This is a genomic window from Nocardioides sp. CPCC 206347 (assembly GCF_048654605.1).
Lineage (GTDB): Bacteria > Actinomycetota > Actinomycetes > Propionibacteriales > Nocardioidaceae > Nocardioides.
In genome coordinates this window covers 339258-363284 of record NZ_JBMCYZ010000002.1, presented here as the reverse complement: position 1 = coordinate 363284, position 24027 = coordinate 339258, and the positions used below count along the sequence as shown (strand labels likewise).

The following is a 24027-nucleotide window of genomic DNA, read 5'->3' as shown; positions in this document are numbered from 1 at the left end:
TCAGGCCTCCTTCGAACCGGCACGCTTGAAGCCAGCGGCCTCGGCGTCCTCGGCGGACTTGAAGTAGAACTCGGCGACCGTGGCGTCGTACCACTGGCCGTCGGGCTCGTGGTAGAGGCCCGAGTCGGCGTTGCCCTTGACCTCGTAGCCCTTCGGCGCGGCGCCGCTCTTCAGCGGGGCCTTCGCGCCCGTGGGCAACTCGGCGGTGACGGCCTCGGCGTCGACGAGCGCAACCGGCTCGGCCTTCGCCTTGGGGGCCTTCTCAGCCTTGGGGGCCTTCGCAGCCTTGGGAGCGGCCTCAACGGAGCCACCGGCGACGAACAGGTCGAAGGCGGCCTTGCTGAAGACGATGTCGTCGCTCGCGAGGACGTCGTAGGTGTTGAGCTGGTCGACGGCCACGATGTGCACCTCGGGCGCGTTGCGCAGCGAGAGCCAGGTGACGCTGTCGGTCCGCTCGAGCACCACGAGGAACTTGCGGCGGTCGGTGAGGGCCAGCAGCGAGGTGAGCGCAGCCTTGGTCGACGGCTTCTCGCCGGTGACCAGGGCGTCGACCACGTGGATCCGCTCGTTGCGCGCCCGGTCGGAGAGGGCTCCGCGCAGGGCGGCGGCCTTCATCTTCTTGGGGGTGCGCTGGCTGTAGTCGCGCGGGTGCGGCCCGTGGACGATGCCACCACCGGCGAACTGCGGCGCGCGGGTCGAGCCCTGACGGGCGCGGCCGGTGCCCTTCTGCTTGTAAGGCTTGCGGCCACCGCCGCGGACCTCGCCCCGACGCTTGGTCGAGTGCGTGCCCTGGCGCGCTGCTGCCTGCTGGGCAACAACGACCTGGTGGATGAGGGGAACGTTGACCTCGGCGTCGAAGATCTCGGCGGGAAGGTCAACGGAAACGGTCTTGGCCATGTCGATCAGCCCTTCTTCGCTGCCGTGCGGAGGACGACGACGCCACCCTTGGGGCCGGGAACGGCACCCTTGAGGAGCACAAGGCCCTTCTCGACGTCGACGGCGTGAACAGTGATGTTCTGCGTCGTGACCGTGTCGCTACCCATGCGACCGGCCATCCGCATGCCCTTGAAGACACGACCCGGCGTGGCGCACGCGCCGATCGAGCCGGGCTTGCGGTGGTTGCGGTGGGCACCGTGCGAGGCACCGACACCGTGGAAGCCGTGACGCTTCATGACACCGGCGAAACCCTTGCCCTTGCTGGTGCCGGTGACGTCGATGACCTGGCCGGCCTCGAAGGTGTCAACGGCCAGCTCCTGGCCAACGGTGTACTCGGAGGCGTCAGCGGTGCGGATCTCGACCACGTGGCGGCGCGGCGTGGTGCCGGCCTTCGCGAAGTGGCCGGCCTGCGGCTTGTTGACCTTGCGGCCTTCGATCTCGCCGAAGCCGATCTGGATGGCGTTGTAGCCGTCCGGCTCGGGCTGGCGGACCTGGGTGATGACGTTGGTGCTTGCAGCAATCACGGTCACCGGGACGACGCGGTTGTTCTCGTCCCACAGCTGGGTCATGCCGAGCTTGGTGCCCAGCAGACCCTTCACGTTGCGTTCGAATGTCATCTCAACAACCTCAGAGCTTGATCTCGATGTCGACACCGGCCGGCAGGTCGAGGCGCATGAGGCTGTCGACGGTCTTCGGCGTGGGGTCGATGATGTCGATGAGGCGCTTGTGCGTGCGCATCTCGAAGTGCTCGCGCGAGTCCTTGTACTTGTGCGGCGACCGGATGACACAGAAGACGTTCTTCTCGGTCGGCAGCGGCACCGGGCCGGCGACCTTGGCACCCGTGCGGGTCACCGTGTCGACGATCTTGCGCGCCGAGGTGTCGATCACCTCGTGGTCATAGGCCTTGAGCCTGATGCGGATCTTCTGTCCCGCCATAGGTCTCTCTCGTCCTTTTCGTGTCGTACGTACCGGGCCGGTCAAATCTGTTGGCAGCTCCGACCCCCGAGGTCGGGCGTGTCGCGCCGTTTGACCGGCACACACATCGTTCCCTCGCCATGCCCTGAGTGCTGGCATGGAGAAGCGGAGCTGTTGTTACCTGAATCGGGTCTCACCCCCGAACTCCCTGGTGGAAGATCCGGTGGCGTGCGGTGCGACCAACGTCGACGACCGAAACACGCTCGCAGCGGCACAGACCGGATCACAGATCCGATCACTCCGCGTGGGAGACACGATTCAGAAGTCAAGGTGTTGCTCGCACCCCGACAAACCCATCGGGGCAACCGGAACATCTTGGCAGAGTCCCCCCGGCCCCACCAAATTTACGAGGCAGGTCGCTGGCGGAGCCCGTTCCACGGCGGATGCAAGGATGTCCGCACCGCCCGATCCACCGTGCCATCCGAGGGAGAACGATGACCGACGGCCCGTCGCAGTACCCGCCCCCGGGTGCCCCGCCGCCGGAAGACCCGCTGCCGAACCACGCCGGCTACGCCCCGCCGGGCGCCGCTCCCACCGCTGCTCCCCCGGCTCCCGGCGCTGCAGGTGCCCCGTGGTCGACGTACCCCACCGCGGGACGGGCGGGCGGCCCTCCCCCGGGCCTGGTGCTGGGCGCTGCCCACAAGCCCGGGGCCTTCCCGCTGCGACCGCTCACGCTCGGCAGCATCTATGACGGCGCCTTCCGGATCATCCGGTTCAACCCGAAGGCGACGGTCGGTGCCGCAGTCATGGTCACCGCGGTGGCGATGATCATCCCGGTGGCGATCACCGCGGTCCTCACCTTCACGGTGGGCCTGTCGCTCGACGCGACGAGCGAGACCAACCCCGATACCGACGTTGCCGACGCCCTTGGACTGCTCGCCGCCTACGGCTCACTGCTGCTCTCGGTCGTCCTGGCCCTCGTCGGAGTGACCCTGGTGACAGGCATGATCGTCCACGTCACCCGCGCCGCGGCCGTCGGACGGCGCCTCGGGCTCCGCGAGGCCTGGGACGCAACTCACGGCAAGCGGTGGCGGCTGATCGGGCTCACTGTCGTGATCAACATGGCGTTCCTCCTGATGACCATCGTGTACATCTTCTTGTGGGTGGCCGTCGTACTCGTCAGCCCAACCGCCTGGCCGATCGTGCTGTGGGGCCTGGTCACCGTTCCGGCCTTCATCGCCCTCTGCTGCTGGCTGTGGGTGCGCTTCTACTACCTGCCGGTCCCCGCGCTGATGCTGGAGCCCGTCGGTGTCTTCGGTGCGATCGGCCGAGGCTGGCTCCTCACGTCGCGGCAGTTCTGGCGCACCTTCGGCATTGCGCTTCTGACGGTCCTGGTCACGCAGGTCGGCGGGAGCATGCTCTCGACACCGATCAGCGTGGTGGGACAGCTGGCGTCTCTTGCCTTCCTCGACTACGCCGCGCTGATCATCGTCGTGACGCAGGCCATCGCCCTGGTCGCCAGCAACGCGTTCGTGGCGCCCTTCGCCGCGGCGGTCACCTCCGTCCAGTACGTCGACCTGCGCATGCGCAAGGAGGCCCTGGACGTCGAGCTGATGCGTGAGGCAGGAATCATCGCCGCATGATCGCTGCGCTCGTGGTGCCGTTGATCGGTCGTCTCGACCCACCGCTCGACCCGAGCGGTGACGAGGCGCGCGGTCAGCTGCGCCGCGAGCTCGCGCGTCCGGAGTACTACGACGCAAACCTTTTTGACCGGATCAACAACTGGCTCAACCGAGCGATCAACGACAGCATCGGTGCAGCGTCCAGCTCGCCTCCCCTCACGGTGGCGATCGCGATCCTGGTCGCCCTCCTGCTCCTGACGGCGACCATGCTCATCGTCTCCCGCGCCCGCCGTACCGCCCGTGCGGACAAGGCGCCCACCGGTGCACTGACGGACGAGGCGATCACCGCCGATGAACTGCGCGCCCGTGCGGAGGCCGCGCTCGCGGCCGAGGACCCGGTCGCGGCCCTGATCGACGCGTTCCGCGCGACCGCGTTGCGCCAGATCGAACGCGGCCGCATCGACGACATGCCCCAGGCCACCGCCCACGAGCTCGCGGGTGCCCTCGCCGTCGTCTTCCCCGATCACGGACCAGCCGTCAGGCGGGGCGCCGACCTCTTCGACCAGGTCCTGTACGGCGACCGGCCGGCCACCGACGAACAGGCGCGCGAGCTGCTGGCGCTCGACGACACCCTCGCCGGGCGGGCGGCCCGCCGATGAAGCGTCGTCCCCCGGGCTGGGTACTGATCGCCCTTGCGCTGGCGCTCGCGCTGGGCGTCGCCCTCTGGTCGTCGCGGGATGCCGAGACGCACCCCGACGCGCTGGACCCCCGCAATCCCGCGCCCGAGGGCGGCCAGGCGATCGCCCGCGTGCTCGAGGACGAGGGCGTGGACCTCACGATCGTGCGGTCGGCTGCTGCGCTCGACGAGGCGACGGTGGACGAGTCGACGACGGTGGTCGTGACGAGCACCGAGTACCTGTCGCCGGGCACTCTCGAACGACTCCGCGACAAGGCGGCCCCGGGGCGACTGGTGCTGGTCGAACCGTCGTACGTCGTGCTGGAGGAGATCGACCGCAGCCTCGACCTGACCTCGGTGTCCGACACGAAGGTCCGTGCCGACTGCGACCTGGCGGTGGGTGGGCTGACGCTGGAGGTCGACCAGCTGACGGCGTACCGAGGGGACGGCCAGACGTGCTTCCGCACCGGCGGCGGCTCGGTCCTCGTCGAGACGGACCGACTGGTGCTCTTCGGAGCGGGCCAGGCGCTGAGCAACGACCAGGTCCTGCGGGCCGACAACGCCGCCGTCGGTCTCCGCCTGCTCGGCGCTACCGACCGCGTGGTCTGGTACGTGCCCGACCTGGCCGACCCGGCGTCCGACGATGCGGTCACCCTCACGTCGCTGATCCCCCGGTGGATCGGTCCCGGCATCTGGCTCGGCGCCCTGGCGGTGATCGCGTTGATCCTCTGGCGCTTCCGTCGGCTCGGCCCGCTGTCGACCGAACCGCTGCCCGTGGTGGTGCGTGCGGTCGAGACCGCGCACAGCCGGGGCCGGATGTACCGCCGTAGTGGCGACCGCCAGCACGTCGCCCGTGCCCTGCGCCGCGCGGCGCGCGCCGACCTCGCCGTACGACTCGGCCTGGATCGCCGCACCCCGCCGGGCGCGGTGATCGAGGCGACGGCCCTGCACCTCGACGCCCGTGTCGAGGCGATCGACGCACTGCTGAACGATGACCAGTTCCCCCCAGCGAGCGACCACGACCTGGTCGGGCTCGCCCAGGCGCTCACCCGATTGAGAAGAGAGGTACGACGCGGATGACCTCAACCGCTGGATCCCCGGCCCCGTCCCGAACCGACGACCAGGCGGTGCGCGAACGACTCCTGGCCGTGCGCCAGGAAGTGGGCAAGGCCGTCGTCGGCCAGGACGCTGCGGTGTCCGGGCTCCTCGTCGCGCTGCTCTGCGGCGGCCACGTGCTCATGGAGGGCGTGCCCGGAACGGCCAAGACCTTGCTCGTGCGCACCCTTGCCGCGAGCCTGTCGGTGGAGACCCGACGCGTGCAGTTCACGCCCGACCTGATGCCCGGTGACATCACCGGATCGCTCGTCATCGACTCCACGGCGGGTGAGCTGAGCTTCCGCGAGGGACCGATCTTCACCAACCTGCTGCTCGCCGACGAGATCAACCGGACACCCCCGAAGACGCAGTCGGCGTTGCTCGAGGCGATGGAGGAGGGCCAGGTCTCCGCCGACGGCGTGACGCGGCCGCTGCCCCGTCCGTTCCTGGTGGCCGCCACCCAGAACCCGGTCGAGTTCGAGGGCACCTATCCGCTGCCCGAGGCACAGCTCGACCGCTTCCTGCTGAAGGTCGTGCTCCCGATCCCGCCGCGCGACCAGGAGATCACCATCCTGACCCGCCACGCGGACGGCTTCGACCCGCGCGACGTCGCCGGTGCCGGGGTCCAGCCGGTCGCCAGCGGTGCCGACCTCGAGGCCGGCCAGGCCGCGGTCAAGACGGTCCAGGTCTCCCCCGAGGTGGCGACGTACATCGTCGACATCGCGCGGGCCACCCGTCAGTCGCCGTCCCTGTCCCTCGGCGTCAGCCCGCGTGGTGCGACCGCCCTGCTGCGCGCGGCGCGTGCGTGGGCGTGGCTCTCGGGTCGCGACTTCGTGACGCCCGACGACGTCAAGGCGCTCGCCCAGGCGGCGCTGGTGCACCGTCTCGGCCTCCGCCCCGAGGCCGAGCTCGAGGGCGTCGACGTCACCCAGGTGCTGGGCTCGGCCATCGCCTCGGTCCCGGTCCCGCGCTAGGCACCCGATGGTGATCTCCGGGCGCGTACCGCTCCTGCTCCTGCTGGGGCTCGGAGCGGTGTTGCTGCGCCCGTTCCCGAGCACGGTCGCCCTGTGGCTGCTCGGCGTGCTGCTCCTGGTGGGGATCGACCTGCTCCTGACCCCGCGCCCGCGGACCGTCGGCATCACCCGCCGCCAACCGGGGACGGTCCGGCTCGGCGACCCGGCCACCGCCGGGCTCGTGCTGACCAACGACGGAACCCGCCGCCTCCACCTGCACGTGCGTGACGCATGGCAGCCCTCGGCGGGCGCGACCGACAACCGGCACCGCTTCCGGCTGCCGCCCACCGGGCAGGAGCGCCTGACGACGCCCCTGCTCCCCCGGCGTCGCGGCGACCTCCGGGCCCACGGCGTCACCATCCGGTCGTGGGGCCCCCTCGGCCTGTCCGCCCTCCAGCAGACGTACGACGTCCCGGGCACGGTCCGCGCACTGCCACCCTTCGAGTCGCGCAAGCACCTGCCCTCGCGTCTCGCCCGACTCCGTGACCTCGACGGCCGCGCGGCCGTCCGGGTCCGCGGGCAGGGCACCGAGTTCGACTCCCTGCGCGAGTACGTCCGCGGCGACGACGTCCGCTCGATCGACTGGCGCGCATCGGCGCGCACGCCGCACGTCGTGGTGCGGACCTGGCAGCCCGAACGTGACCGCCGGGTGGTGATCGTGCTCGACACGTCCCGCACGTCCGCCGGCCGCGTCGCGCGCGAAGCCGGCGCCGACGATGCCGACGGCATGCCCCGCCTCGACGCCGCGATGGACGCCGCTCTGCTGCTCGGCGCCCTGGCCTCCCGCGCTGGTGACCGCATCGACTTCCTGGCCGGCGACCGCCGGGTACGGGCCCGCCAGCGGGTCCACGGCGTGCGTGACGTCGCGGCCCGCCTGCAGGAACAGATGGCCGACCTCGATCCCGTGCTCGTCGAGGCCGACTGGGATGCGCTCGCCGGCGCGGTCCAGGGCTTCGGACGGCAACGCGCTCTCGTCGTACTCCTGACGGCACTGGAGCCGTCCGCCATCTCCGACGGCCTGCTCCCCGTCCTCCCGGTGCTGACCCGCCACCACCGCGTCGTGCTCGCATCGGTGCGCGACCCCGAGCTCAACCGGCTCGCGACGCCGGACGAAGCGCCCACCGCCGACGACGTGTACGGCGCTGCTGCGGCCGAGCACGAGCTCGCTCGCCGGTCGAGGATGCGTGACGTGCTCGCCCGCCTGGGTGTCGACGTCGTCGATGCGGATGCCGCGCAGCTGCCGCCGGCGCTGGCCGACCACTACCTGCACCTCAAGGCCCAGGGCCTGCTGTAACGACGGCGCGAGCGAGTCGCTCCTCCGTCGCGCCGCGCTGCCGCGCGCGCAGTTGCCCCAAGAGTCGGTTGGGTTGACACGGCGGCAAGCCAGTCGCCACGCAGGACGGCGCCTCCCTGCGCTTCGGTCGCTCGTCCCTCGCTCCCTCGGGCTCCGGGCCGGCTTCGTCCTGCGGTAGGCGAACAGCGCGTGAACCAGGGAATCAGGCCTGGGTCGCGACCCGGTCCTCGAGCAGGTCGTTGCCGATGTCTCCGGTCGCGCCACGCCCTGCGGCGGCCCGGCCGATGACGAAGACGTAGGCCAGGAACAACGCCTCGGCGAGGATGCCGATCGCGATCCGTGCCCACGTCGGCAGGGGCGACGGCGTCACGAACCCTTCGACCATGCCGCTGATCGCCAGCACGACGCCGAGACCGAGGGCCACCGTGACGGCCGTGCGTCCGGCCCGCGCCAGCGACGCCGCCCGGCTGATCTGGCCGGGCTCGATCCAGGACCAGAACAGGCGCAACCCGACCCCGCCGGCGACGAAGACGCAGGTGAGCTCCAGCAGGCCGTGCGGGATGATCAGGCCCCAGAACAGCTCCCCGCGGTCGTGGCGGGTCATGATCGAGCCGACGATCGCAAGGTTCACGATGTTGGTGAACAGCAGCATGATCACCGGGAACCCGAGGATGCCCAGCGCGATGCACAGCGCGCTGACCCAGGTGTTGTTGATCCACACGTGGGTGGCGAACGCGCCGGCGGCGTTCTCGCTGTAGTAGCTCTCGAAGTCGCTGTTGACGAGCTGGTCGACCTCCTGCGGCGAGATCAGGTTCTGCTCCACCTCGGGGTGGTGGGCGAGCCACACCATCATGATCGCGATCACGACCACGTTGCCGGCCAGGCAGCTGAGCCACCACCAGCGCATCCGGTACAGCGCGGCCGGGAACTGGTCGGTGAAGAACCGCGCGACGCCGCGCCAGGTCGGCACCCGCGAGGCCAGCATGGAGATCCGCGACCGTCCCAGCAGCGACGACAGGTAGGCGACGAGCTCACCGTCCGGCGCCGACGTACGCACGACCGACAGGTGGGTGGCGACCTGCTGGTAGCGGTCGACGAGCTCGTCGGACTCGGCGCCGGTGCGCTTGCGGAGCGCGACCAGTTCCTCGAGGCGCACCCACGAATACGAATGGGCCGCGACGTAGGCGTCGAGGTCGATGCGGGGCACGCGCACACTTTAGTGGTCGGTCATTAGGCTGACGCCGATGAGCACGTCCGACTTCGCCACCGTCACCGCCGATGACCTGGTCACCGGTGAAGGTGTCGCGCTCGACCTGCCGGCCGCCTCGCTCGGCCTGCGGCTCGCGAGCGGCATGCTCGACGTGCTCGTCACGCTGGTCACCTTCATCGTGCTGTTCATCGTGCTGATCGTCGCGACGCTCCCGGCGGGGGACGACGCACTCACGGGTGCGGCCATCGTGCTCACGTCGGTGCTGACGTTCCTGGTCATCCCGACGACCGTCGAGACGCTCACCCGCGGCCGGTCCGTCGGCAAGCTCGCCCTCGGCCTGCGGGCCGTGCGTGACGACGGCGGACCGATCAGCTTCCACCACGCGCTCGTGCGCGCCCTGATCGGCTTCGTCGAGATCTACGCCTTCTCCGGAGCGCCTGCGTTCTTCTCGATCATGCTGAGCGCGCGGGGCAAGCGGCTGGGCGACTACGCAGCCGGGACCTACGTCGTCCGGGCCCGGGTCCCCCTGCGCCTGCCCTATCCGCCGCCGATGCCGCCCGCGTTGGCGTCCTGGGCGAAGCGCACCGACCTCGGCACCCTGCCCACCGGCACCGCCCTGGCGGTGCGCCAGTTCCTCGGCCGGTTGCCAACGATCGACCCCGTCTCCCGCGTCCGTGTCGGTGAGGCACTCCTGGCCGACGTACTGCCCCATGTGGCGCCGGCTCCTCCGGCAGGTGCTCCCCCGGAACTGGTGCTGGCCGCGATCATCGCGGAGCGCCGTGAACGCGACCTGGCCCGCCTCCGCAGGGACGAAGACCTTCGCGCCCGGCTCCTCGCTGGTGGCTGAGAAGTAGGTTTGGCGCATGATCGAGGCCTTCGAGTCACCCGCCGCGCCCTCCGGCGCCCCGCTGACCGCTCCTGAGCTCGAGCAGGCGACCGAGGCGATCCGCCGCGTGTCCGAGGCATTCTCGAGCCGCGTCGTCGGGCAGCACCGGGTGCGGACCGCCTTGCTGGTCACACTGCTCGCCGAGGGCCACGTGCTCCTCGAGAGCGTCCCCGGCCTGGCCAAGACGCTGGCGTCGGCCACCCTCGCGCAGGCCATCAACGCGCAGTTCGCCCGCATCCAGTGCACGCCCGACCTCCTGCCGAGCGACATCATCGGCACACAGGTCTACGACCCGCGGCGCCACGAGTTCGAGACCCAGCTCGGGCCGGTGCACGCCAACTTCGTCCTGCTCGACGAGATCAACCGCTCGAGCGCCAAGACCCAGTCCGCACTGCTCGAAGCGATGCAGGAGCGGCAGACCTCGATCGCCGGCACCATCCACAAGCTGCCCGAGCCGTTCATGGTCCTGGCCACGCAGAACCCCATCGAGGAGGAGGGCACCTACATCCTTCCCCACGCCCAGATGGACCGGTTCCTGCTCAAGGAGATCGTCGACTACCCCAGCGAGGACGACGAGCTGATGGTCCTCGAGCGGATCGACGACGGCACCCTGGGCCAGCACATGACCGACATCGAGCCGGTCGTGACGACCGCCGAGATCGCCCGGATCCAGGCCCTCGTCCGTCGCGTGTACGTCGACCCGGCGATCAAGCGCTACGTCGTCTCCCTGATCCGGGCGACCCGCAACGTCGGCCAGCTGCTCGGCCCCGAGCTCGGCAACTACGTCGACATCGGCGCCAGCCCGCGTGGCTCGATCGCGTTCTTCCAGGCGGCGCGTGCGATGGCCGTGGTCCAGGGCCGCCACTACGTCATCCCCGAGGACGTCCGCGAGCTGCGGCACAGCGTGCTGCGGCACCGCATCCACCTGAGCTTCGAGGCGCTGGCCGACCGGGTCCAGCCCGAGACGGTGATCGACGCCGTCTTCCGGGCAGTACCCACCCCGTGACCGGCCCCGGGACCGTGATCCACCCATGACAGCGCACCTGACCCGCATCAAGTCGCGACTGTCGGTCCACGCGCACCGCAAGGTGCGGGGACTCCTCGATGGCGAGTACGCCGCGATCCATGTCGGCCGCGGCATCGACTTCAACGACCTGCGCGAGTACGTCCGTGGCGACGACGTGAAGGACATCGACTGGAAGGCGTCCGCCCGGAGCCGGCAGCTCCTGATCAAGCGGTACGTCGCCGAACGCAAGCACACCGTCCTGCTGTGCGTCTCGACGGGACGCAGCATGGCCGCGATGAACGACGCAGCGGTCTCCAAGCGCGAGCTCGCCGTCTTCGTCGCCGGCGTCATGGGCTACCTCGCCGTGCAGCACGGCGACCTGGTCGGGCTCGCCCACGGCGACGCGACCCGTCAGTCCGCGCGTCGGCCGGAGGGCAGCGAGCTCCACCTCGAACGACTCCTGGGGCTCGTCCACGACGCGATCGCACCGGACGGTCCGCCGTCCGACCTCACCGCCCTGCTGCGCTACGTCGCCCGCACGGTCCGGCGGCGCACCATCCTGGTCGTCGTCTCGGACGAGGCCACGCTGCCGGAGGACAGCGTCGAGGTCCTGCGGCGGCTGACTGCCCAGCACGAGGTGCTGTTCCTGACCATCGGCGACCTCGACCCGACCCTGCCCGCCGTCGCCGACCGTCGCCTTGTCGACGTCGACGCGGGCGCCGAGGTGCCGGGCTGGTTGCGCCACGACCGCGAGCTGCGCGACCAGTACGCCGCGCTCGTCGGCACCCAGGAGCAGCAGCTGCGCCGCCGGCTCGAGCAGCTCGGCGTCGTCCACGAACGGGTCCGCGACACGGAGTCGGCCATCAGCGCCGTCTACCGCCTGCTGGAAAGGCATCGCCATGCCCGCCGCAGATGAGCTGCCCGGGGAGTTCACCGGTCCCGTCGAGTACGCCGACTGGTGGCTGTGGCTCGCCCTGCTGCTCGCCGTCCTGGTCGTCGCCTACTACCTCGTGTCCTGGTGGGTCACCCGCGCACCACGGGTCCCGACGATCGCGCGCCACGACGTCGACGTACCGACGGCCCAGGAGGAGCACCTCGCCCGCATCGACCGGGTCGTCGCGCAGGTCCGGTCCGGAGCGCTGGCGCCGCGTGACGGGCACCAGCAGCTCAGCGAGGTCGTCCGGGCATACGTCGCCACGGTCACCACCCTGCCGGCGCGGACGATGGCACTGGCCGACTTCCGTGAACGCGCACCGCAGGACCTCGTGGACGCCATCGAGGTGATGTATCCGCCGGAGTTCGCCCCCGACGCGACGCTCGCCGAGAACGCCTTCGACACCGCTGTCGCGCAGGCCCGAAGCGTGGTGGGCACGTGGACATGACCTGGAACAGCGGCGGCAGCGAGTTCCGCTGGCCGTGGATGCTGCCCGTACTGGTCCTGCTCGTCGTCGGCCTGCTCGTCTGGTGGGCGCGGACCCGCGGCCGTCCTCCGGCGGGGGCGGCCTACGTCGCGCACGCAGACCGCCTGCGCTCCCTCCCCCGCTACCAGGCGCTGGTACGACGCCAGGTCATCCTCGGGACCTGCCTGACCCTCGCTGCGCTGCTGACCTGCGCGGGAGCCATCGTGCTCTCCGGTCGGGTCCAGGAGCGCCAGACGTCGCTGCAGGACGACCGGACCCGCGACATCATGCTGTGCCTCGACGCGTCCGGATCGATGGCCGAGGTCGACGCACAGGTGCTGCGTGAGTTCCGGACCATCGTCGACGGCCTGCAGGGCGAGCGGGTCGGGCTCACGATCTGGAGCGGCGTCGCGATCACGGTCTTCCCGTTGACCGACGACTACGACTTCGTGGTCGAGCAGCTGACCGAGGCCGAGGCGGCCTTCGGCACGGGTGGCATCTACAGCGACGCCTACGCGATCTACACCGCCGGCACCGTCGTCGACTGGTCGGTGCAGTCCCAGCTCGGCGACGGCCTGGCGTCCTGCGTGCAGCGGTTCGACCGCAAGGACGAGGACCGCAGCCGGGCGATCGTGCTGGCGTCCGACAACGAACCGATCGGGGAAGGCATCTTCGACCTCGCGGGCGCGGCCGAGTTCGCGGCCGACGAGGACGTCGTGGTGCACGGCATCGCGGCACCACTGACAGCCGACCGGCCGAGCGCACTGCGGTTGTTCGACGACGCGGTGACCAGCACCGGTGGGACCTTCGCACTCCTCGGCGAGGACGGGAGTGCGGCCGCGGTGGTCGAGGCGATCGGCGACCTCGAGGCCACGAAGATCGACAAGCCGCCGCTGGTGCAGGTGCTGGACCGTCCGGCCCTGGGCACCACCATCACCGGGATCGGCCTGGGTGGCCTGGTGGCCGTGTGGATCGCCGAAGCCGTGATCGCACTGCGCGGGCGACGACGCGAGGACGCGCCATGAGTCCCTCGACTGCGACGTTCCTCGTCGTCGCGCGCCGGATCGGCATCGCGCTGACGTTCATCCTCGTCCTGCTCCGCCCCGGCGTCGGTGAGGCCGATGCGCCGACCCAGCTCGCCGACGTCGACGTACTCGTCGTCCTGGACCGCACGCGATCCATGGCGGCCCTCGACTTCGACGACCGCGAGCCGCGCATCAACGGTGTGAAGGCGGACCTGGTCGCACTGGCCGAGGACCTGCCGGGGGCCCGCTTCGGGATACTGACCTTCGGTGCCGAGGCGCGCCTGGTACTGCCGTTCAGCACGGACGTCACCGCGTTCGAGTCGGCCGTCGACACGGTGTACCTCGAGGGCCCGCAGGACGGCGAGGGGTCCCGGGCCGACCGGCCGGTGCCCGAGCTGACCGAGGTCCTCAAGCGCGCCGAGGAGCAGCGGCCCGAGCGGCGTCGGGTCGTGGTCTACGTCGGCGACGGCGAGGACACGGCCGAGGGCCAGGGCAGCGCCGACCCCACCTTCGAGGACGTCGCCGACCTGATCGCCGGCGGTATCGTGCTGGGCTACGGCACGGAGCAGGGCGCCACGATGCCGTCGTCCAGTGACCTCGACATCGACGAGGGCTATGTCCTGGACCCGGAGACCAACCAGAGCGCGGTCTCGAAGGCCGACCTCGGGAACCTCGAGAAGATCGCCGACGAGCTCGGGGTCGCGTTCGCCCACCGCACCAGCACCGCGGGCATCGCAGGGATCGCGGAGTCCTTCGAGGCGTCGTACGTCGACGGCGAAGGTGGCGACGGCCTCCCGGCCAAGCACGACCTCACCTGGTTGTTCGGCCTGATCCTGCTCGCGCTGGTGCTCGCCGAGCTGCGGGCCGGCTGGCGCGGGGTGTGGTCCGCACGGAACACCCTGTTGCCGCCGTCCGCGAAGGGGGCAGCCCGGTGAAGAAGCCTCCGAACCCGCGCCGCCGGCTGCGCCGGGTGCTGCTGGTCGCCGGCATCCTCCCGGCCCTGATGGTGCTGGCCTGGTGCCTCAAGGTCGGCCTCACGCTGCAGCACAACTCCGCAGGACGCGACGCCTTCGAGGACCAGGACCTCGACCGCGCGGTCGCCGAGTTCGCCGACAACCAGCGCCTCAACTGGTTCGAGTCGTGGGTCGCCTTCTTCAACGAGGGCACCGCCCTGTACGTCGACGGCGCCTGGCCCGACGCGATCACCGCCTACGAGACCGCCCTCGAGACCGTGCCGCACCGCGACGAGTGCACGGTACGCATCAACCTCGCACTCGTGCACGAAGCCGTCGGCGACTCGTTGCAGGTGGCCAAGAAGACCGATGAGGCGATCCTCGCGTGGGACGCCGGGATCGACGTCCTCGCCGAGGGCTCCTGCCCGACCGACTCCGGCCGCGGCGACGAGCAGAGCGACGACGCCGCAACGGTCGACGACCGGCTCCGCAACAAGATCCAGAAGACCCAGCCGCAGGACCCGCCCCCTCAGGACCCCCAGCAGCCCGACAACGAGGGCGACGGGGAGGACGACGGCAAGAAGGACCCCCGGCAGGAGCAGCTCGAGCGCAACAACCAGGAGGGCCTGGAGCAGCGCCGTGACGAGCAGGACCTGTACGACGACGACTTCAACCGCCCGAACTCGTGGTGAGCCCGCTGCGGGTTCATCAAGGTATGTAGCCGGATTGGCACTTCCCATGGTGAGCAACCACGGGGGGTGCTGATTCGTCGACATACCTTGATGAATCCGCACGCGATCACCGACGGCCGGGCCCGACGGCGCCGGTCCCGAAACGCCACAGGGCCCCCGCCGAAGCGGAGGCCCTGCAAGCGATTGCTACGCGGTGGAACTCAGAAGTCCATGCCGCCCATGCCACCGGTCGGGTCGCCGCCACCAGCGGCAGCCTTCTCCGGCTTGTCGGCCACGACGGCCTCGGTGGTGAGGAACAGCGCGGCGATCGACGCGGCGTTCTGCAGCGCCGAGCGGGTGACCTTGGCCGGGTCGATGATGCCCGCGGCCAGCAGGTCGACGTACTCGCCGGTCGCGGCGTTGAGGCCCTGGCCGGCCGGGAGACCGGCGACCTTCTCCGCAACGACGCCGCCCTCGAGGCCGGCGTTGATCGCGATCTGCTTCAGCGGGGCCGAGAGCGCGACGCGAACGATGTTCGCACCGGTGGCCTCGTCACCCTCGAGCTCCAGCTTCTCGAACGCGGTCGCGCCGGCCTGGACCAGTGCGACACCGCCGCCGGGCAGGATGCCCTCTTCGACGGCAGCCTTCGCGTTGCGGACGGCGTCCTCGATGCGGTGCTTGCGCTCCTTGAGCTCGACCTCGGTGGCCGCGCCGACCTTGATGACGGCCACGCCGCCGGCCAGCTTCGCGAGGCGCTCCTGGAGCTTCTCGCGGTCGTAGTCGGAGTCCGACTTCTCGATCTCGGCACGGATCTGGTTGACCCGACCCTCGATCTGGCCAGCGTCGCCGGCACCTTCGACGATGGTGGTCTCGTCCTTGGTGATGACGACCTTGCGGGCCTGGCCGAGCAGCTCGAGACCAGCGGTCTCCAGCTTGAGGCCGACCTCTTCGGAGATGACCTGGCCGCCGGTCAGGATCGCGATGTCCTGCAGCATGGCCTTGCGGCGGTCGCCGAAGCCGGGGGCCTTGACGGCAACCGACTTGAACGTGCCACGGATCTTGTTGACGACCAGGGTCGACAGCGCCTCGCCGTCGACGTCCTCGGCGAGGATGACGAGCGGCTTGCCCGACTGCATGACCTTCTCCAGGAGCGGCAGCAGGTCCTTGACGTTGCTGATCTTGGAGTTGGCGATGAGGACGTAGGCGTCCTCGAGGACCGTCTCCATGCGCTCGGGGTCGGTGACGAAGTAGGCCGAGATGTAGCCCTTGTCGAACCGCATGCCCTCGGTGAGCTCGAGGTCGATGCCGAAGGTGTTCGACTCCTCGACCGTGATCACGCCCTCCTTGCCGACCTTGTCCATCGCCTCGGCGATGGCGTCACCGACGGTGGCGTCGCCACCGGCGGAGATGGTGGCGGTGGCGGCGATCTGCTCGCGCGTCTCGACGTCCTTGGCCAGGGCGAGCAGCTGCTCGGTCACGGCCGTGACAGCCGCCTCGATGCCGCGCTTGAGGCCCATCGGGTTGGCGCCCGCGGCAACGTTGCGGAGGCCTTCCTTGACGAGGGCCTGGGCGAGCACGGTCGCGGTGGTCGTACCGTCACCGGCGACGTCGTCGGTCTTCTTGGCGACCTCCTTGACCAGCTCGGCGCCAATGCGCTCGTAGGGGTCCTCGAGGTCGATCTCCTTGGCGATGGAAACACCGTCGTTGGTGATCGTGGGGGCGCCCCACTTCTTCTCCAGGACGACGTTGCGGCCCTTGGGGCCGAGGGTGACCTTGACGGCGTCGGCGAGCGTGTTCATGCCACGCTCGAGCCCGCGCCGGGCCTCTTCGTTGAAAGCAATCAGCTTCGACATGTCTCTTGCGATCCTTCGCAGGTGCGTTCGTGGTGATCCGGTCCGAAGGGCCGGTCCGGGATTGGCACTCTGATCTTACGAGTGCCAGCCTCATGTTTAGCACTCGACCCCTGCGAGTGCAAGGAAAAGACGTTCAGCGAAGGTCGGCGAAGCTCCCCACGGGCACCTCTTCGCCGGGCTCCCAGCCCACGAGGCGGGAGACCCGCTGGAGGTCCGGGGTCCCGACCCGCCACGCGAGGATCCGCGACGTACCGGAGCGGGACTGCAGCAGCACCGTCTCGTCGTCGAGCCAGCCGGCGACGGGGCAACAGCCCTTCCAGCGGCCCTCGTCCAGGCCGGGCATGACCAGGAGATGGACGTCCTCGCCCTCCACGGTCCCCACCCGGGCCGCGACCGCGTCCGTGCCACCCACCGGGCCGCCCGTCGGTCCCGTCGCGGGTTCGGCGAGGAACATGGCCTGCGCAGCACCGTCCTTCCTCGAGACCCGGATCGGCCCAAACGGTTCGTCGGACGTGTCCCACACCCGCGGCACGTCCGGGCCGCCCGAGGACGAATCGATGCCGGACCCCGTGACGTCGTATGTCGTTCCGACTCCGTCGGGCGGGCCCAGCTCGCCGGGCGTCCAGACTTCGGCGGAGTTGAGCCAGAGCGCTTGCTCGCCCATCCACGGCACGATGTCGTAGCTCGACCAGGAGCCCTTCATCAGGTCGTAGACCTCCAGCGAGCTGTCCTGGACGAAGAACACGTGCTTGCCGTCGGGCGCGAGGCTCTCCTGGGTCAGCGCCGACTGCGCATTGCCCTGCTCGTCGGTGACCCGGTCGAGCCGGCCCACGTCCAGTGAGTACGACGTCCGGTCGGCGCCGATCACGACCACCCGACCGGGCGCGACACTCTCACCGGCGAGCTGGTAGACGGCCACGGCGCGCACGCCGGCGGGATGGGCCGGTGCACCCTCGGCGAGGTCGATCTCGTCGGGCAGCGGGGTACCGCGCAGGAGCGGCAGGTCCTTCTCCTGTGCGCTGGTCGGCGCCCACCAGGTCTTCGCTCCGCGGTAGTCGCGACCGGGCGCGACCACCGACGACGGGACGACCGTCTGCTCGGTGGTCGGCGTCGGCGCGGGGTCGGTCGGCTCCCCGCCGTCGCCCCGGGCGAGGACGAGGCTGCCCGCAACCACGGCAACGATCGCGACGGCCGAGCCCGCCACGACCGCGACACGACGCTGGCGGATCCGACGCGCACCGGCCCAGGCCGCACCGGAGAGGTCGCTCGGTTCGAGGTCGGCCACCTGTTCGTGGAGCAGGTCGCGCAGTCGCTGATCGGTCATGTCAGCTCTCCTCTCGAAGGAGGTCGGCGAGCTCGGGTGCGGCTTCACGCAGGCGGCTCAGGGCGAGATGGGTCTGGCTCTTCACGGTGCCGACGCTGACGCCGAGCGCCTCGGCAGCAGCCCGCTCGGTCAGGTCGTCGTAGTAGCGCAGGACGACCACGGCCCGCTGCCGCGGCGTCAGCGTGGCCAGGGCCTCGTCGAGCAGCAGTCGGCGCTCGGAAGCGGCGGTGTGGTCGGGGACGACGACGCGCGGCACGTGGTCGACGACGACCTCACGGCGCCGCTTGCGCCACGCGGAGATGTTGTCGCGCACGATGATCTGGCGGGCATAGGCCTCGGGGTTGTCGTCGCGCAGCCGGCGCCACCGCAGCGCCACCTTCGTCAGTGCCTCCTGGACCAGGTCCTCCGCGCGTTGTCGATCGCCGGTGAGCAACGTCGCCGTCCGCAGCAGGGCGTACTGGCGCTCCCCTGCCCAGCGGCGAAACGATTCCTCATCGGTGGTCACACCCCATCAACGCACATCAGCGCCAAAAGGTTGGAGGGTCACTCCACCGCGGCGGTCGTCGGCGCGTGATGGCCGAAGGGCACGGTCCCCGCGTGCCCGAGAGCCAGCAGCACCGAAGGGACGAGCGCCCCGGCCGTCCGCTTGTAGCCCAGGGCGCTGGGGTGGAAGCGATCGAGGCTGAACATCTCGTCGGGGTTGGTGATGAAGAACGGACCGACGACGTGCGCGAGCGACACCGCGTGCGCGCCGTTGCGTACGGCGACCTCAGCCTGCGCCGCGGCGAGCTGCTTCGACATCCGTGAACCGAGCGAACGCAGCGGTTGCGGCACCGGCCGCAGTGCACCGAGGTCCGGGCAGGTGCCGACCACGACCTCCGTCCCTGCGGCCCGCAGCCGGACGATCGCCTCCTCGAGCTGCGACGCCGACGCGCTGACCGGGACCCGGTGCGTGACGTCGTTGCCGCCGACCACGATGACGGCGACGGCGGCGCGGTAGCCCTCGGCGAGCCCGTCCAGCTGCCCCGCCAGGGCCGAGGTCTCCGACCCGACGACCGCCGCGGTGTGCAGCGCCACCGGCCGGTGCAGGCGCTTGGCCAGGTCGCGGGCCATGCGGGCGCCGAGGGTGTCCTTCGGGCGCTCGGCTCCCAGCCCGGCGGCGATCGAGTCACCGAGGACGAGCAACTGGAGGGGCGGGCCGCCGTACGTCTTCTTCTTCCAGGTCTTGTCGGCGGCCAACGCGTCCTCACCGAGGGGCTTGCCGATCCGGGCGCGGGCGATCGCGGCCTGCCGGCGCAACAGTTCTCGGCCACCGCCGGTGGTCACCCCGACGCCGGCCACGAGGGCGCCGACGGCCAGCAGGGCGGTACGGCTGCGAGTCATGTCCCGTTTGAACCAGACCAGCCTGAACGGACAGTGGCGGGACCATGGCGAAACGCCGGACGATCCGCACCATTTCCCTTTACTGTCGGCGGATGCTCCGACGCCTCGCTCCCCTCCTCGTCGCCACCGCCCTCCTGGCGGGAGGCTGCGCGACCGAGACGGTGCCGGACTCGGAGAAGATCCTGATCGAGTCCTCGTCCTCGCCGCTCGGCCCGTCGAAGGACGACGGGAAGCCGAAGCCCAAGGCCGACAAGCCGAAGAAGAAGCCCAAGGCCAAGGCGTTCACCGCCCGGCGTGCGGGGGTCCGGATCTCTGTCCCGGCGGGATGGACGGCACTGAGCGAGAGCGACCTGTCCTTCGCCGCGGACAGTCCACGCGGCAAGGAACTCGCCGAGCGCACCGGGCTGACCGTCGATCAGCTCCGGGCAACGCTCAAGAGAGTCGACCTCTACCTGATGGGATTCGCCAGCGTCATGACCGTGACGGTCTTCGACCAGAGTGGCAGCCTCCCGTCACAGGCGAAGTTCGAGGCAGCCTTCATCGACCTGGATGTCACGACCACGCAAGGCGAGAACGTCGACACCCCACTGGGCACCGGACGCATCTTCGGAACCACGATCTCCCTGAGCGGCACCGAATTGCAGGGCGGGTCGCTCTACGTGGTCAACGGCAGCACCGTCGTGGACATCAGCGTGGTCGCCCCCGACCGGACGACCGCGCGCTCCCTTCTCAACGACGTGATCCCGACCCTCAAGCGAGCCTGATCTCCGGCTCGTGCAGCACCGGGAAGTTCACGGACGCCGCGATGAAGCAGTTGCGGCTGGCCTCGCCGTGGATCTCCCGGGCGAGGTCGACGTGCGCCGGATCGGCGACGGTGACCCGGGGGCGCAGGGTGACCGACGTGAAGTGTCCGCCGTGGCCCGCCTGGGACATCACGCCCACCGGGCTGTCGTCGTACGCCGTCACGACGATGCCGTGCAGCACGGCCGAGTGCAGGTAGGACAGCAAGTGGCACTGGGCCAGTGCGGCGAGCAGGAGCTCCTCGGGGTTCCAGCGGGTGGCGTCGCCGCGGAACGTCGGGTCGGCCGAACCGAGCAGGTCCGGCTTGCCCGCCGCCCGCAGGGTCACGTCGCGGCCGTAGTCGCGGTAGCCGCTGGTCCCGGTGCCGCGGTTGCCCTGCCAGACGAGATCCAGCGCGTAGTGGTGGTCGGTCACCGGAGCATTCTCCCCCGAACCTCTGGCGAGAACTTGTTCTAGTTTGGCATCCTGTGCCGTGTGACCCCCACCACAGTGACCGCCGCACGTCCGATCAACCTCGCCGACGTCATCGAGGTGATGGCGGACGCCGTTCCCGACCGGGCCGCAGTCGTCACCGCCGACCGCGTCTGGACCTTCGCGGAGATCGACGAGCGTTCCACACGACTGGCCAACCACCTGGTCGGCCTGGGCATCCAGCCGGGCGAGCACGTCGCGGTGCACGCCACCAACCGGATCGAGTGGGTCGACGCCCTCTACGGCTGCCTCAAGGCGCGGGCCGTGCCGATCAACATCAACTTCAAGTACCTCCGCGACGAGCTGGCGTACCTCTACGACAACGCCGACTGCGTGGCCGCGATCATCGCGCCGGAGTACGTCGACGCACTGGCCGAGCTCGACACCCCGACCCTGCGCCACCTCGTCGTCCTCGGCGAGGAGTACGACGCCGCGCTCGCCGCCGCGTCACCCGAGCGCCGGATCACCGGCCGCTCCGCAGATGACCACTACGTCCTCTACACGGGCGGCACGACCGGCAACCCGAAGGGCGTCGTGTGGCGCAACGAGGACCTGATCCGCGCCGCCCTCAACGCCGCCCGCTACGGCGCTCCGCTCGATTCGGTCGAGCAGCTGGCGGCCGAGGCCATCGCCGTCGAGAACCCCATGGTGCTGCTCGCCTGCGGCCCGATGATGCACGGCGGCAGCCAGTGGATCCTCGGCAACGGCCACGTGGCCGGCCAGACGATCGCCCTCTACACCGAACCCACCTTCGACGCCGCCAAGATTCTCGACCTGGTCGAGAAGGCGAAGGTCGTGTCGATGACCTTCCTCGGGGACGCGATGGGACGACCGGTGGCCGAGGCGATCCTCGCCGAGCCCGACCGCTGGGACCTCTCCAGCCTGGCCGCCGTGTCGAACGGTGCCGCTCCCCTGTCCGAAGGTGTCCGCGCCGAGATCCGCGAAGCACTGCCCGGCCGCTTCATCCTCGACTCGTACGGCGCCTCCGAGTCCGGCGCGACCGGTTCCCGGATCGACGACGGCACCGAGGGCGCTGCTGGCGCACCCCGGTTCAGCGTCGACGACCACGTGCAGGTCTTCGACCCCGACCTGAAGCCGTGCCCGCCGGGGGTCGACGGCATGCTCGGCCGCTCCGGCCCGGTGCCGCTGGGCTACTACAAGGACCCGGTGAAGACGGCCGCGACGTTCAAGGAGATCGACGGCGTGCGCTGGGCCATCCCGGGCGACTTCGCCCGTCGCGAGGAGGACGGAACGGTCACCGTGCTCGGCCGCGGGTCGGTCTGCATCAACACCGGCGGAGAGAAGGTGCACCCCGAGGAGGTCGAGGCCGTGCTGCTGCGCCATGACGACGTCTTCGATGCCGTCGTCGTCGGCACCCCGCACGAGCGGTGGGGCCAGCAGGTGACGGCGATGGTGCAGCGCCGCGACGGCTCCACGATCTCCGAGGACGACCTCCGCGACCACTGCCGTTCACTGATCTCCAACTACAAGGTCCCCAAGGTCGTCTTCTTCGTCGACGCCGTCCCGCGGACGCCGGTCAGCAAGGTCGACTATGCCGCGAGCACTCGCCTGGCGACCGAGCTGCTCGGCTGAATCCGTCCCTGTTCCTGGCCCGGCGCGACCAAGCGATCCGGTGAGCCGCTCCGAATCACTGGCATGACCGATTCCGGAAAGTCCGCCAGGCCTCTTCGGAGGCACCTGCTCTCACCCCAGGCGATCGCCAGGTCCGCCATCGTCAGTCGCGATGCCGACCTCACCCGCCACCGCGGGCAGGGCAACGGCCTGCAGGTCCACGCGACCTACTTCGCTGCCGTGTCCCTGGTCGCACTCGTGTGCGTCATCATCGCCGTCGCCCTCGCAACGCGAATGATGTAGCGGCCTCGCGGCCGTTCGCGCTCAGCAGCCGCCGGCGACGGCAGGGATCACGGAGACCTCGGCGCCGTCCGGCGTCGGGGTCGCGAGGTCCTGCTCGAAGCGAACGTCGTCGTTGTTGACGTAGACGTTGACGAAGCGGCGCAGCTTGCCGTCCTCGTCCACGATCCGCCCCTTGATGCCGGCGAAGCGACCGTCGAGGTCGTCGAGGATCTCCGCGACGGTGGCGCCGGTGGCGCTCACCTCGGAGTCGCCGCCGGTGTAGGTACGGAGGATCGTGGGGATCCGGACGCTGACGCTCATGGTGTTCCTTTGCTGCGGGGGTGGGGGATCAGAGACCCGTGGCCTTGAAGGCCGCGTAGGTCGGAGCGATGGTGGCTGCGGCGCCGACCTGGCCGGAGATCGCGTCGAGCGTCTTCAGCCCGTGGCCGGTGTTGATGACGACGGTCTCGAGGTTCGGGTCGAGCTGGCCGGTCTCGACCAGCTTGCGGGTGACCGCGACGGTGGTGCCACCGGCAGTCTCGGTGAAGATGCCCTCGGTGCGGGCGAGGTCCACGATGCCCGTGCGGATCTCGTCGTCGGTGACCTCCTCGACACTGCCGCCCGTGCGGCGCGCGATGTCAAGGACGTAGATGCCGTCGGCGGGGTTGCCGATGGCCAGGCTCTTGGCGATCGTGTCCGGCTTGACCGGACGAATCGCGTCGACACCGGCCTTGAAGGCGGTCGCGACGGGGCCACAGCCCTCGGCCTGGGCACCGAAGATCCGGTAGGGCTTGTCCTCGACGAGGCCGAGCTTGATCAGTTCCTGGAAGGCCTTGTCGACCTTCGTCAGCTGCGAACCGGAGGCGACCGGGATGACGATCTGGTCGGGCAGGCGCCAGCCGAGCTGCTCGGCGATCTCGTAGCCCAGCGTCTTGGAGCCCTCGGCGTAGTAGGGGCGGACGTTGACGTTGACGAACGCCCAGCCTTCCTCTTCGCCGGCGATCTCCGAAGCGAGCTTGTTGACGTCGTCGTAGTTGCCGTCGACCGCGACGAGGTTCTCGGTGAAGATCGCCGAGTTGACCTGCTTGGGCTGCTCGAGGTTGCTCGGGATGAAGACGACCGTCTTGATCCCGGCCCGGGCGCCGGCTGCGGCGACCGCGTTGGCCAGGTTGCCCGTCGAGGGGCAGGCGAAGACCTTGGCGTCGAGCTCGCGGGCCGCGCTCAGGGCACAGGCCACGACGCGGTCCTTGAAGGAGTTCGTCGGATTGGTGGAGTCGTCCTTCACCCACAGGTTCGTGATGCCGAGCTCGCGGCCGAGGTTGTCGGCCTTCAGCAGGCGCGTGTAGCCCGGCTCGGTGTTGGGGCTGGACTCGATGTCGGTCGGGACCGGCAGCAGCGCCTTGTAGCGCCAGATGTTGGCCGGGCCGGCCTCGATCTCCTCGCGGGTGATGGCCGGGAAGTCGTAGGCGATCTCCAGCGGGCCGAAGCACTCCGGACACGCATAGAACGGGCCCAGGTCGACCTGGTGGCCGCACTCGCGACAGGCCAGGTTGGTGGCGTGCCCGAAGGCGCCGTCGCGAAGTCCGGGCTTGCTCGTCGACTCGCTGGCTTCAGCTGCCTCGGTCAGAACACTCATGGG

General features: G+C 70.2%; 26 protein-coding genes. 15 read left to right on the top strand and 11 right to left on the bottom strand.

Features of this window, described 5'->3' with window-relative positions; genetic code table 11:
• The 3 genes from rplD to rpsJ are packed head-to-tail and all read right to left on the bottom strand — an operon-like array spanning position 1 to position 1872.
• On the bottom strand, positions 1-897 hold the full coding sequence (rplD, locus tag ACOACQ_RS07975) for a 50S ribosomal protein L4 (protein WP_378596132.1): 897 nt from the start codon (positions 895-897) through the stop codon (positions 1-3).
• Between the two features lie 5 nt (positions 898-902).
• Complete coding sequence (gene rplC, locus ACOACQ_RS07970) at positions 903-1553, bottom strand: 50S ribosomal protein L3 (protein WP_182379745.1); 651 nt, start codon at positions 1551-1553, stop codon at positions 903-905.
• A gap of 10 nt (positions 1554-1563) precedes the next feature.
• Complete coding sequence (gene rpsJ / locus ACOACQ_RS07965; protein WP_007078637.1) at positions 1564-1872, bottom strand: 30S ribosomal protein S10; 309 nt, start codon at positions 1870-1872, stop codon at positions 1564-1566.
• Between the two features lie 473 nt (positions 1873-2345).
• Here rpsJ and ACOACQ_RS07960 point away from each other — a divergent pair, with 473 nt between their 5' ends.
• Genes ACOACQ_RS07960 through ACOACQ_RS07940 form a run of 5 tightly spaced genes read left to right on the top strand, consistent with a single transcriptional unit; the run spans position 2346 to position 7551 of the window.
• Positions 2346-3494 (top strand): hypothetical protein, encoded by a 1149-nt coding sequence (locus ACOACQ_RS07960; protein ID WP_378596133.1) that lies wholly within the window; start codon positions 2346-2348, stop codon positions 3492-3494.
• The gene (locus tag ACOACQ_RS07955) at positions 3491-4132 is read left to right on the top strand and encodes a DUF4129 domain-containing protein (RefSeq protein ID WP_378596134.1); all 642 of its coding nucleotides are present in this window, start codon (positions 3491-3493) and stop codon (positions 4130-4132) included. Before ACOACQ_RS07960 ends, ACOACQ_RS07955 begins: the two co-directional genes overlap by 4 nt.
• The gene (locus ACOACQ_RS07950; protein WP_378596135.1) at positions 4129-5229 is read left to right on the top strand and encodes a DUF4350 domain-containing protein; all 1101 of its coding nucleotides are present in this window, start codon (positions 4129-4131) and stop codon (positions 5227-5229) included. The genes ACOACQ_RS07955 and ACOACQ_RS07950 overlap by 4 nt, the downstream gene beginning before the upstream one ends.
• Positions 5226-6218 (top strand): AAA family ATPase, encoded by a 993-nt coding sequence (locus tag ACOACQ_RS07945; protein ID WP_378596136.1) that lies wholly within the window; start codon positions 5226-5228, stop codon positions 6216-6218. Before ACOACQ_RS07950 ends, ACOACQ_RS07945 begins: the two co-directional genes overlap by 4 nt.
• A 7-nt stretch (positions 6219-6225) precedes the next feature.
• Positions 6226-7551 (top strand): DUF58 domain-containing protein, encoded by a 1326-nt coding sequence (locus tag ACOACQ_RS07940; RefSeq protein ID WP_378596137.1) that lies wholly within the window; start codon positions 6226-6228, stop codon positions 7549-7551.
• Positions 7552-7753: 202 nt separating this feature from the next.
• On the opposite strand, the gene ACOACQ_RS07935 is transcribed toward ACOACQ_RS07940, so the two are convergent.
• On the bottom strand, positions 7754-8758 hold the full coding sequence (locus tag ACOACQ_RS07935) for a stage II sporulation protein M (protein WP_378596138.1): 1005 nt from the start codon (positions 8756-8758) through the stop codon (positions 7754-7756).
• A 37-nt stretch (positions 8759-8795) separates the two neighbouring features.
• Between ACOACQ_RS07935 and ACOACQ_RS07930 the strand changes: the two genes are divergently transcribed.
• The 7 genes from ACOACQ_RS07930 to ACOACQ_RS07900 are packed head-to-tail and all read left to right on the top strand — an operon-like array spanning position 8796 to position 14723.
• On the top strand, positions 8796-9608 hold the full coding sequence (locus ACOACQ_RS07930; RefSeq protein WP_378596139.1) for an RDD family protein: 813 nt from the start codon (positions 8796-8798) through the stop codon (positions 9606-9608).
• 16 nt (positions 9609-9624) lie between these two features.
• Positions 9625-10653: an AAA family ATPase gene (locus ACOACQ_RS07925; protein WP_378596140.1), complete on the top strand. Its 1029-nt coding sequence runs from the start codon at positions 9625-9627 to the stop codon at positions 10651-10653.
• A gap of 25 nt (positions 10654-10678) precedes the next feature.
• The gene (locus ACOACQ_RS07920; protein ID WP_378596141.1) at positions 10679-11569 is read left to right on the top strand and encodes a DUF58 domain-containing protein; all 891 of its coding nucleotides are present in this window, start codon (positions 10679-10681) and stop codon (positions 11567-11569) included.
• Complete coding sequence (locus ACOACQ_RS07915) at positions 11553-12035, top strand: hypothetical protein (protein ID WP_378596142.1); 483 nt, start codon at positions 11553-11555, stop codon at positions 12033-12035. Before ACOACQ_RS07920 ends, ACOACQ_RS07915 begins: the two co-directional genes overlap by 17 nt.
• The gene (locus tag ACOACQ_RS07910) at positions 12032-13078 is read left to right on the top strand and encodes a VWA domain-containing protein (RefSeq protein ID WP_420288023.1); all 1047 of its coding nucleotides are present in this window, start codon (positions 12032-12034) and stop codon (positions 13076-13078) included. Before ACOACQ_RS07915 ends, ACOACQ_RS07910 begins: the two co-directional genes overlap by 4 nt.
• Positions 13075-14013, top strand: coding sequence for a vWA domain-containing protein (locus tag ACOACQ_RS07905; protein ID WP_420288022.1), 939 nt, complete (start codon positions 13075-13077; stop codon positions 14011-14013). The genes ACOACQ_RS07910 and ACOACQ_RS07905 overlap by 4 nt, the downstream gene beginning before the upstream one ends.
• The gene (locus ACOACQ_RS07900; protein ID WP_420288021.1) at positions 14010-14723 is read left to right on the top strand and encodes a hypothetical protein; all 714 of its coding nucleotides are present in this window, start codon (positions 14010-14012) and stop codon (positions 14721-14723) included. Before ACOACQ_RS07905 ends, ACOACQ_RS07900 begins: the two co-directional genes overlap by 4 nt.
• A 200-nt stretch (positions 14724-14923) precedes the next feature.
• Here ACOACQ_RS07900 and groL read toward each other — a convergent pair whose 3' ends face one another.
• The 4 genes from groL to ACOACQ_RS07880 form a co-directional block, all read right to left on the bottom strand.
• Complete coding sequence (groL, locus tag ACOACQ_RS07895; protein ID WP_182379717.1) at positions 14924-16555, bottom strand: chaperonin GroEL; 1632 nt, start codon at positions 16553-16555, stop codon at positions 14924-14926.
• Between the two features lie 133 nt (positions 16556-16688).
• Positions 16689-17879, bottom strand: coding sequence for a hypothetical protein (locus ACOACQ_RS07890; protein WP_420288020.1), 1191 nt, complete (start codon positions 17877-17879; stop codon positions 16689-16691).
• Position 17880: 1 nt separating this feature from the next.
• Positions 17881-18384, bottom strand: coding sequence for a SigE family RNA polymerase sigma factor (locus ACOACQ_RS07885; protein WP_378602988.1), 504 nt, complete (start codon positions 18382-18384; stop codon positions 17881-17883).
• A 38-nt stretch (positions 18385-18422) separates the two neighbouring features.
• The gene (locus tag ACOACQ_RS07880) at positions 18423-19262 is read right to left on the bottom strand and encodes an SGNH/GDSL hydrolase family protein (RefSeq protein WP_420288019.1); all 840 of its coding nucleotides are present in this window, start codon (positions 19260-19262) and stop codon (positions 18423-18425) included.
• 92 nt (positions 19263-19354) lie between these two features.
• On the opposite strand from ACOACQ_RS07880, the gene ACOACQ_RS07875 reads away from it, so the two are divergent.
• Complete coding sequence (locus ACOACQ_RS07875; protein ID WP_378602994.1) at positions 19355-20026, top strand: hypothetical protein; 672 nt, start codon at positions 19355-19357, stop codon at positions 20024-20026.
• Here the strand turns inward: ACOACQ_RS07875 and ACOACQ_RS07870 are convergent.
• Positions 20013-20477: an OsmC family protein gene (locus tag ACOACQ_RS07870; RefSeq protein ID WP_378602997.1), complete on the bottom strand. Its 465-nt coding sequence runs from the start codon at positions 20475-20477 to the stop codon at positions 20013-20015. The genes ACOACQ_RS07875 and ACOACQ_RS07870 overlap by 14 nt on opposite strands.
• Before the next feature lie 60 nt (positions 20478-20537).
• Between ACOACQ_RS07870 and ACOACQ_RS07865 the strand changes: the two genes are divergently transcribed.
• Positions 20538-22127: an acyl-CoA synthetase gene (locus ACOACQ_RS07865; protein WP_378603000.1), complete on the top strand. Its 1590-nt coding sequence runs from the start codon at positions 20538-20540 to the stop codon at positions 22125-22127.
• A 63-nt stretch (positions 22128-22190) separates the two neighbouring features.
• Entirely contained in the window at positions 22191-22409 is a 219-nt protein-coding gene (locus ACOACQ_RS07860) for a hypothetical protein (protein ID WP_378603003.1), read from the top strand.
• 21 nt (positions 22410-22430) lie between these two features.
• On the opposite strand, the gene ACOACQ_RS07855 is transcribed toward ACOACQ_RS07860, so the two are convergent.
• The gene (locus ACOACQ_RS07855) at positions 22431-22709 is read right to left on the bottom strand and encodes a MoaD/ThiS family protein (protein WP_378603006.1); all 279 of its coding nucleotides are present in this window, start codon (positions 22707-22709) and stop codon (positions 22431-22433) included.
• A 28-nt stretch (positions 22710-22737) separates the two neighbouring features.
• Positions 22738-24024: a threonine synthase gene (thrC, locus tag ACOACQ_RS07850; protein WP_420288018.1), complete on the bottom strand. Its 1287-nt coding sequence runs from the start codon at positions 24022-24024 to the stop codon at positions 22738-22740.
• Positions 24025-24027 lie beyond the last annotated feature (3 nt).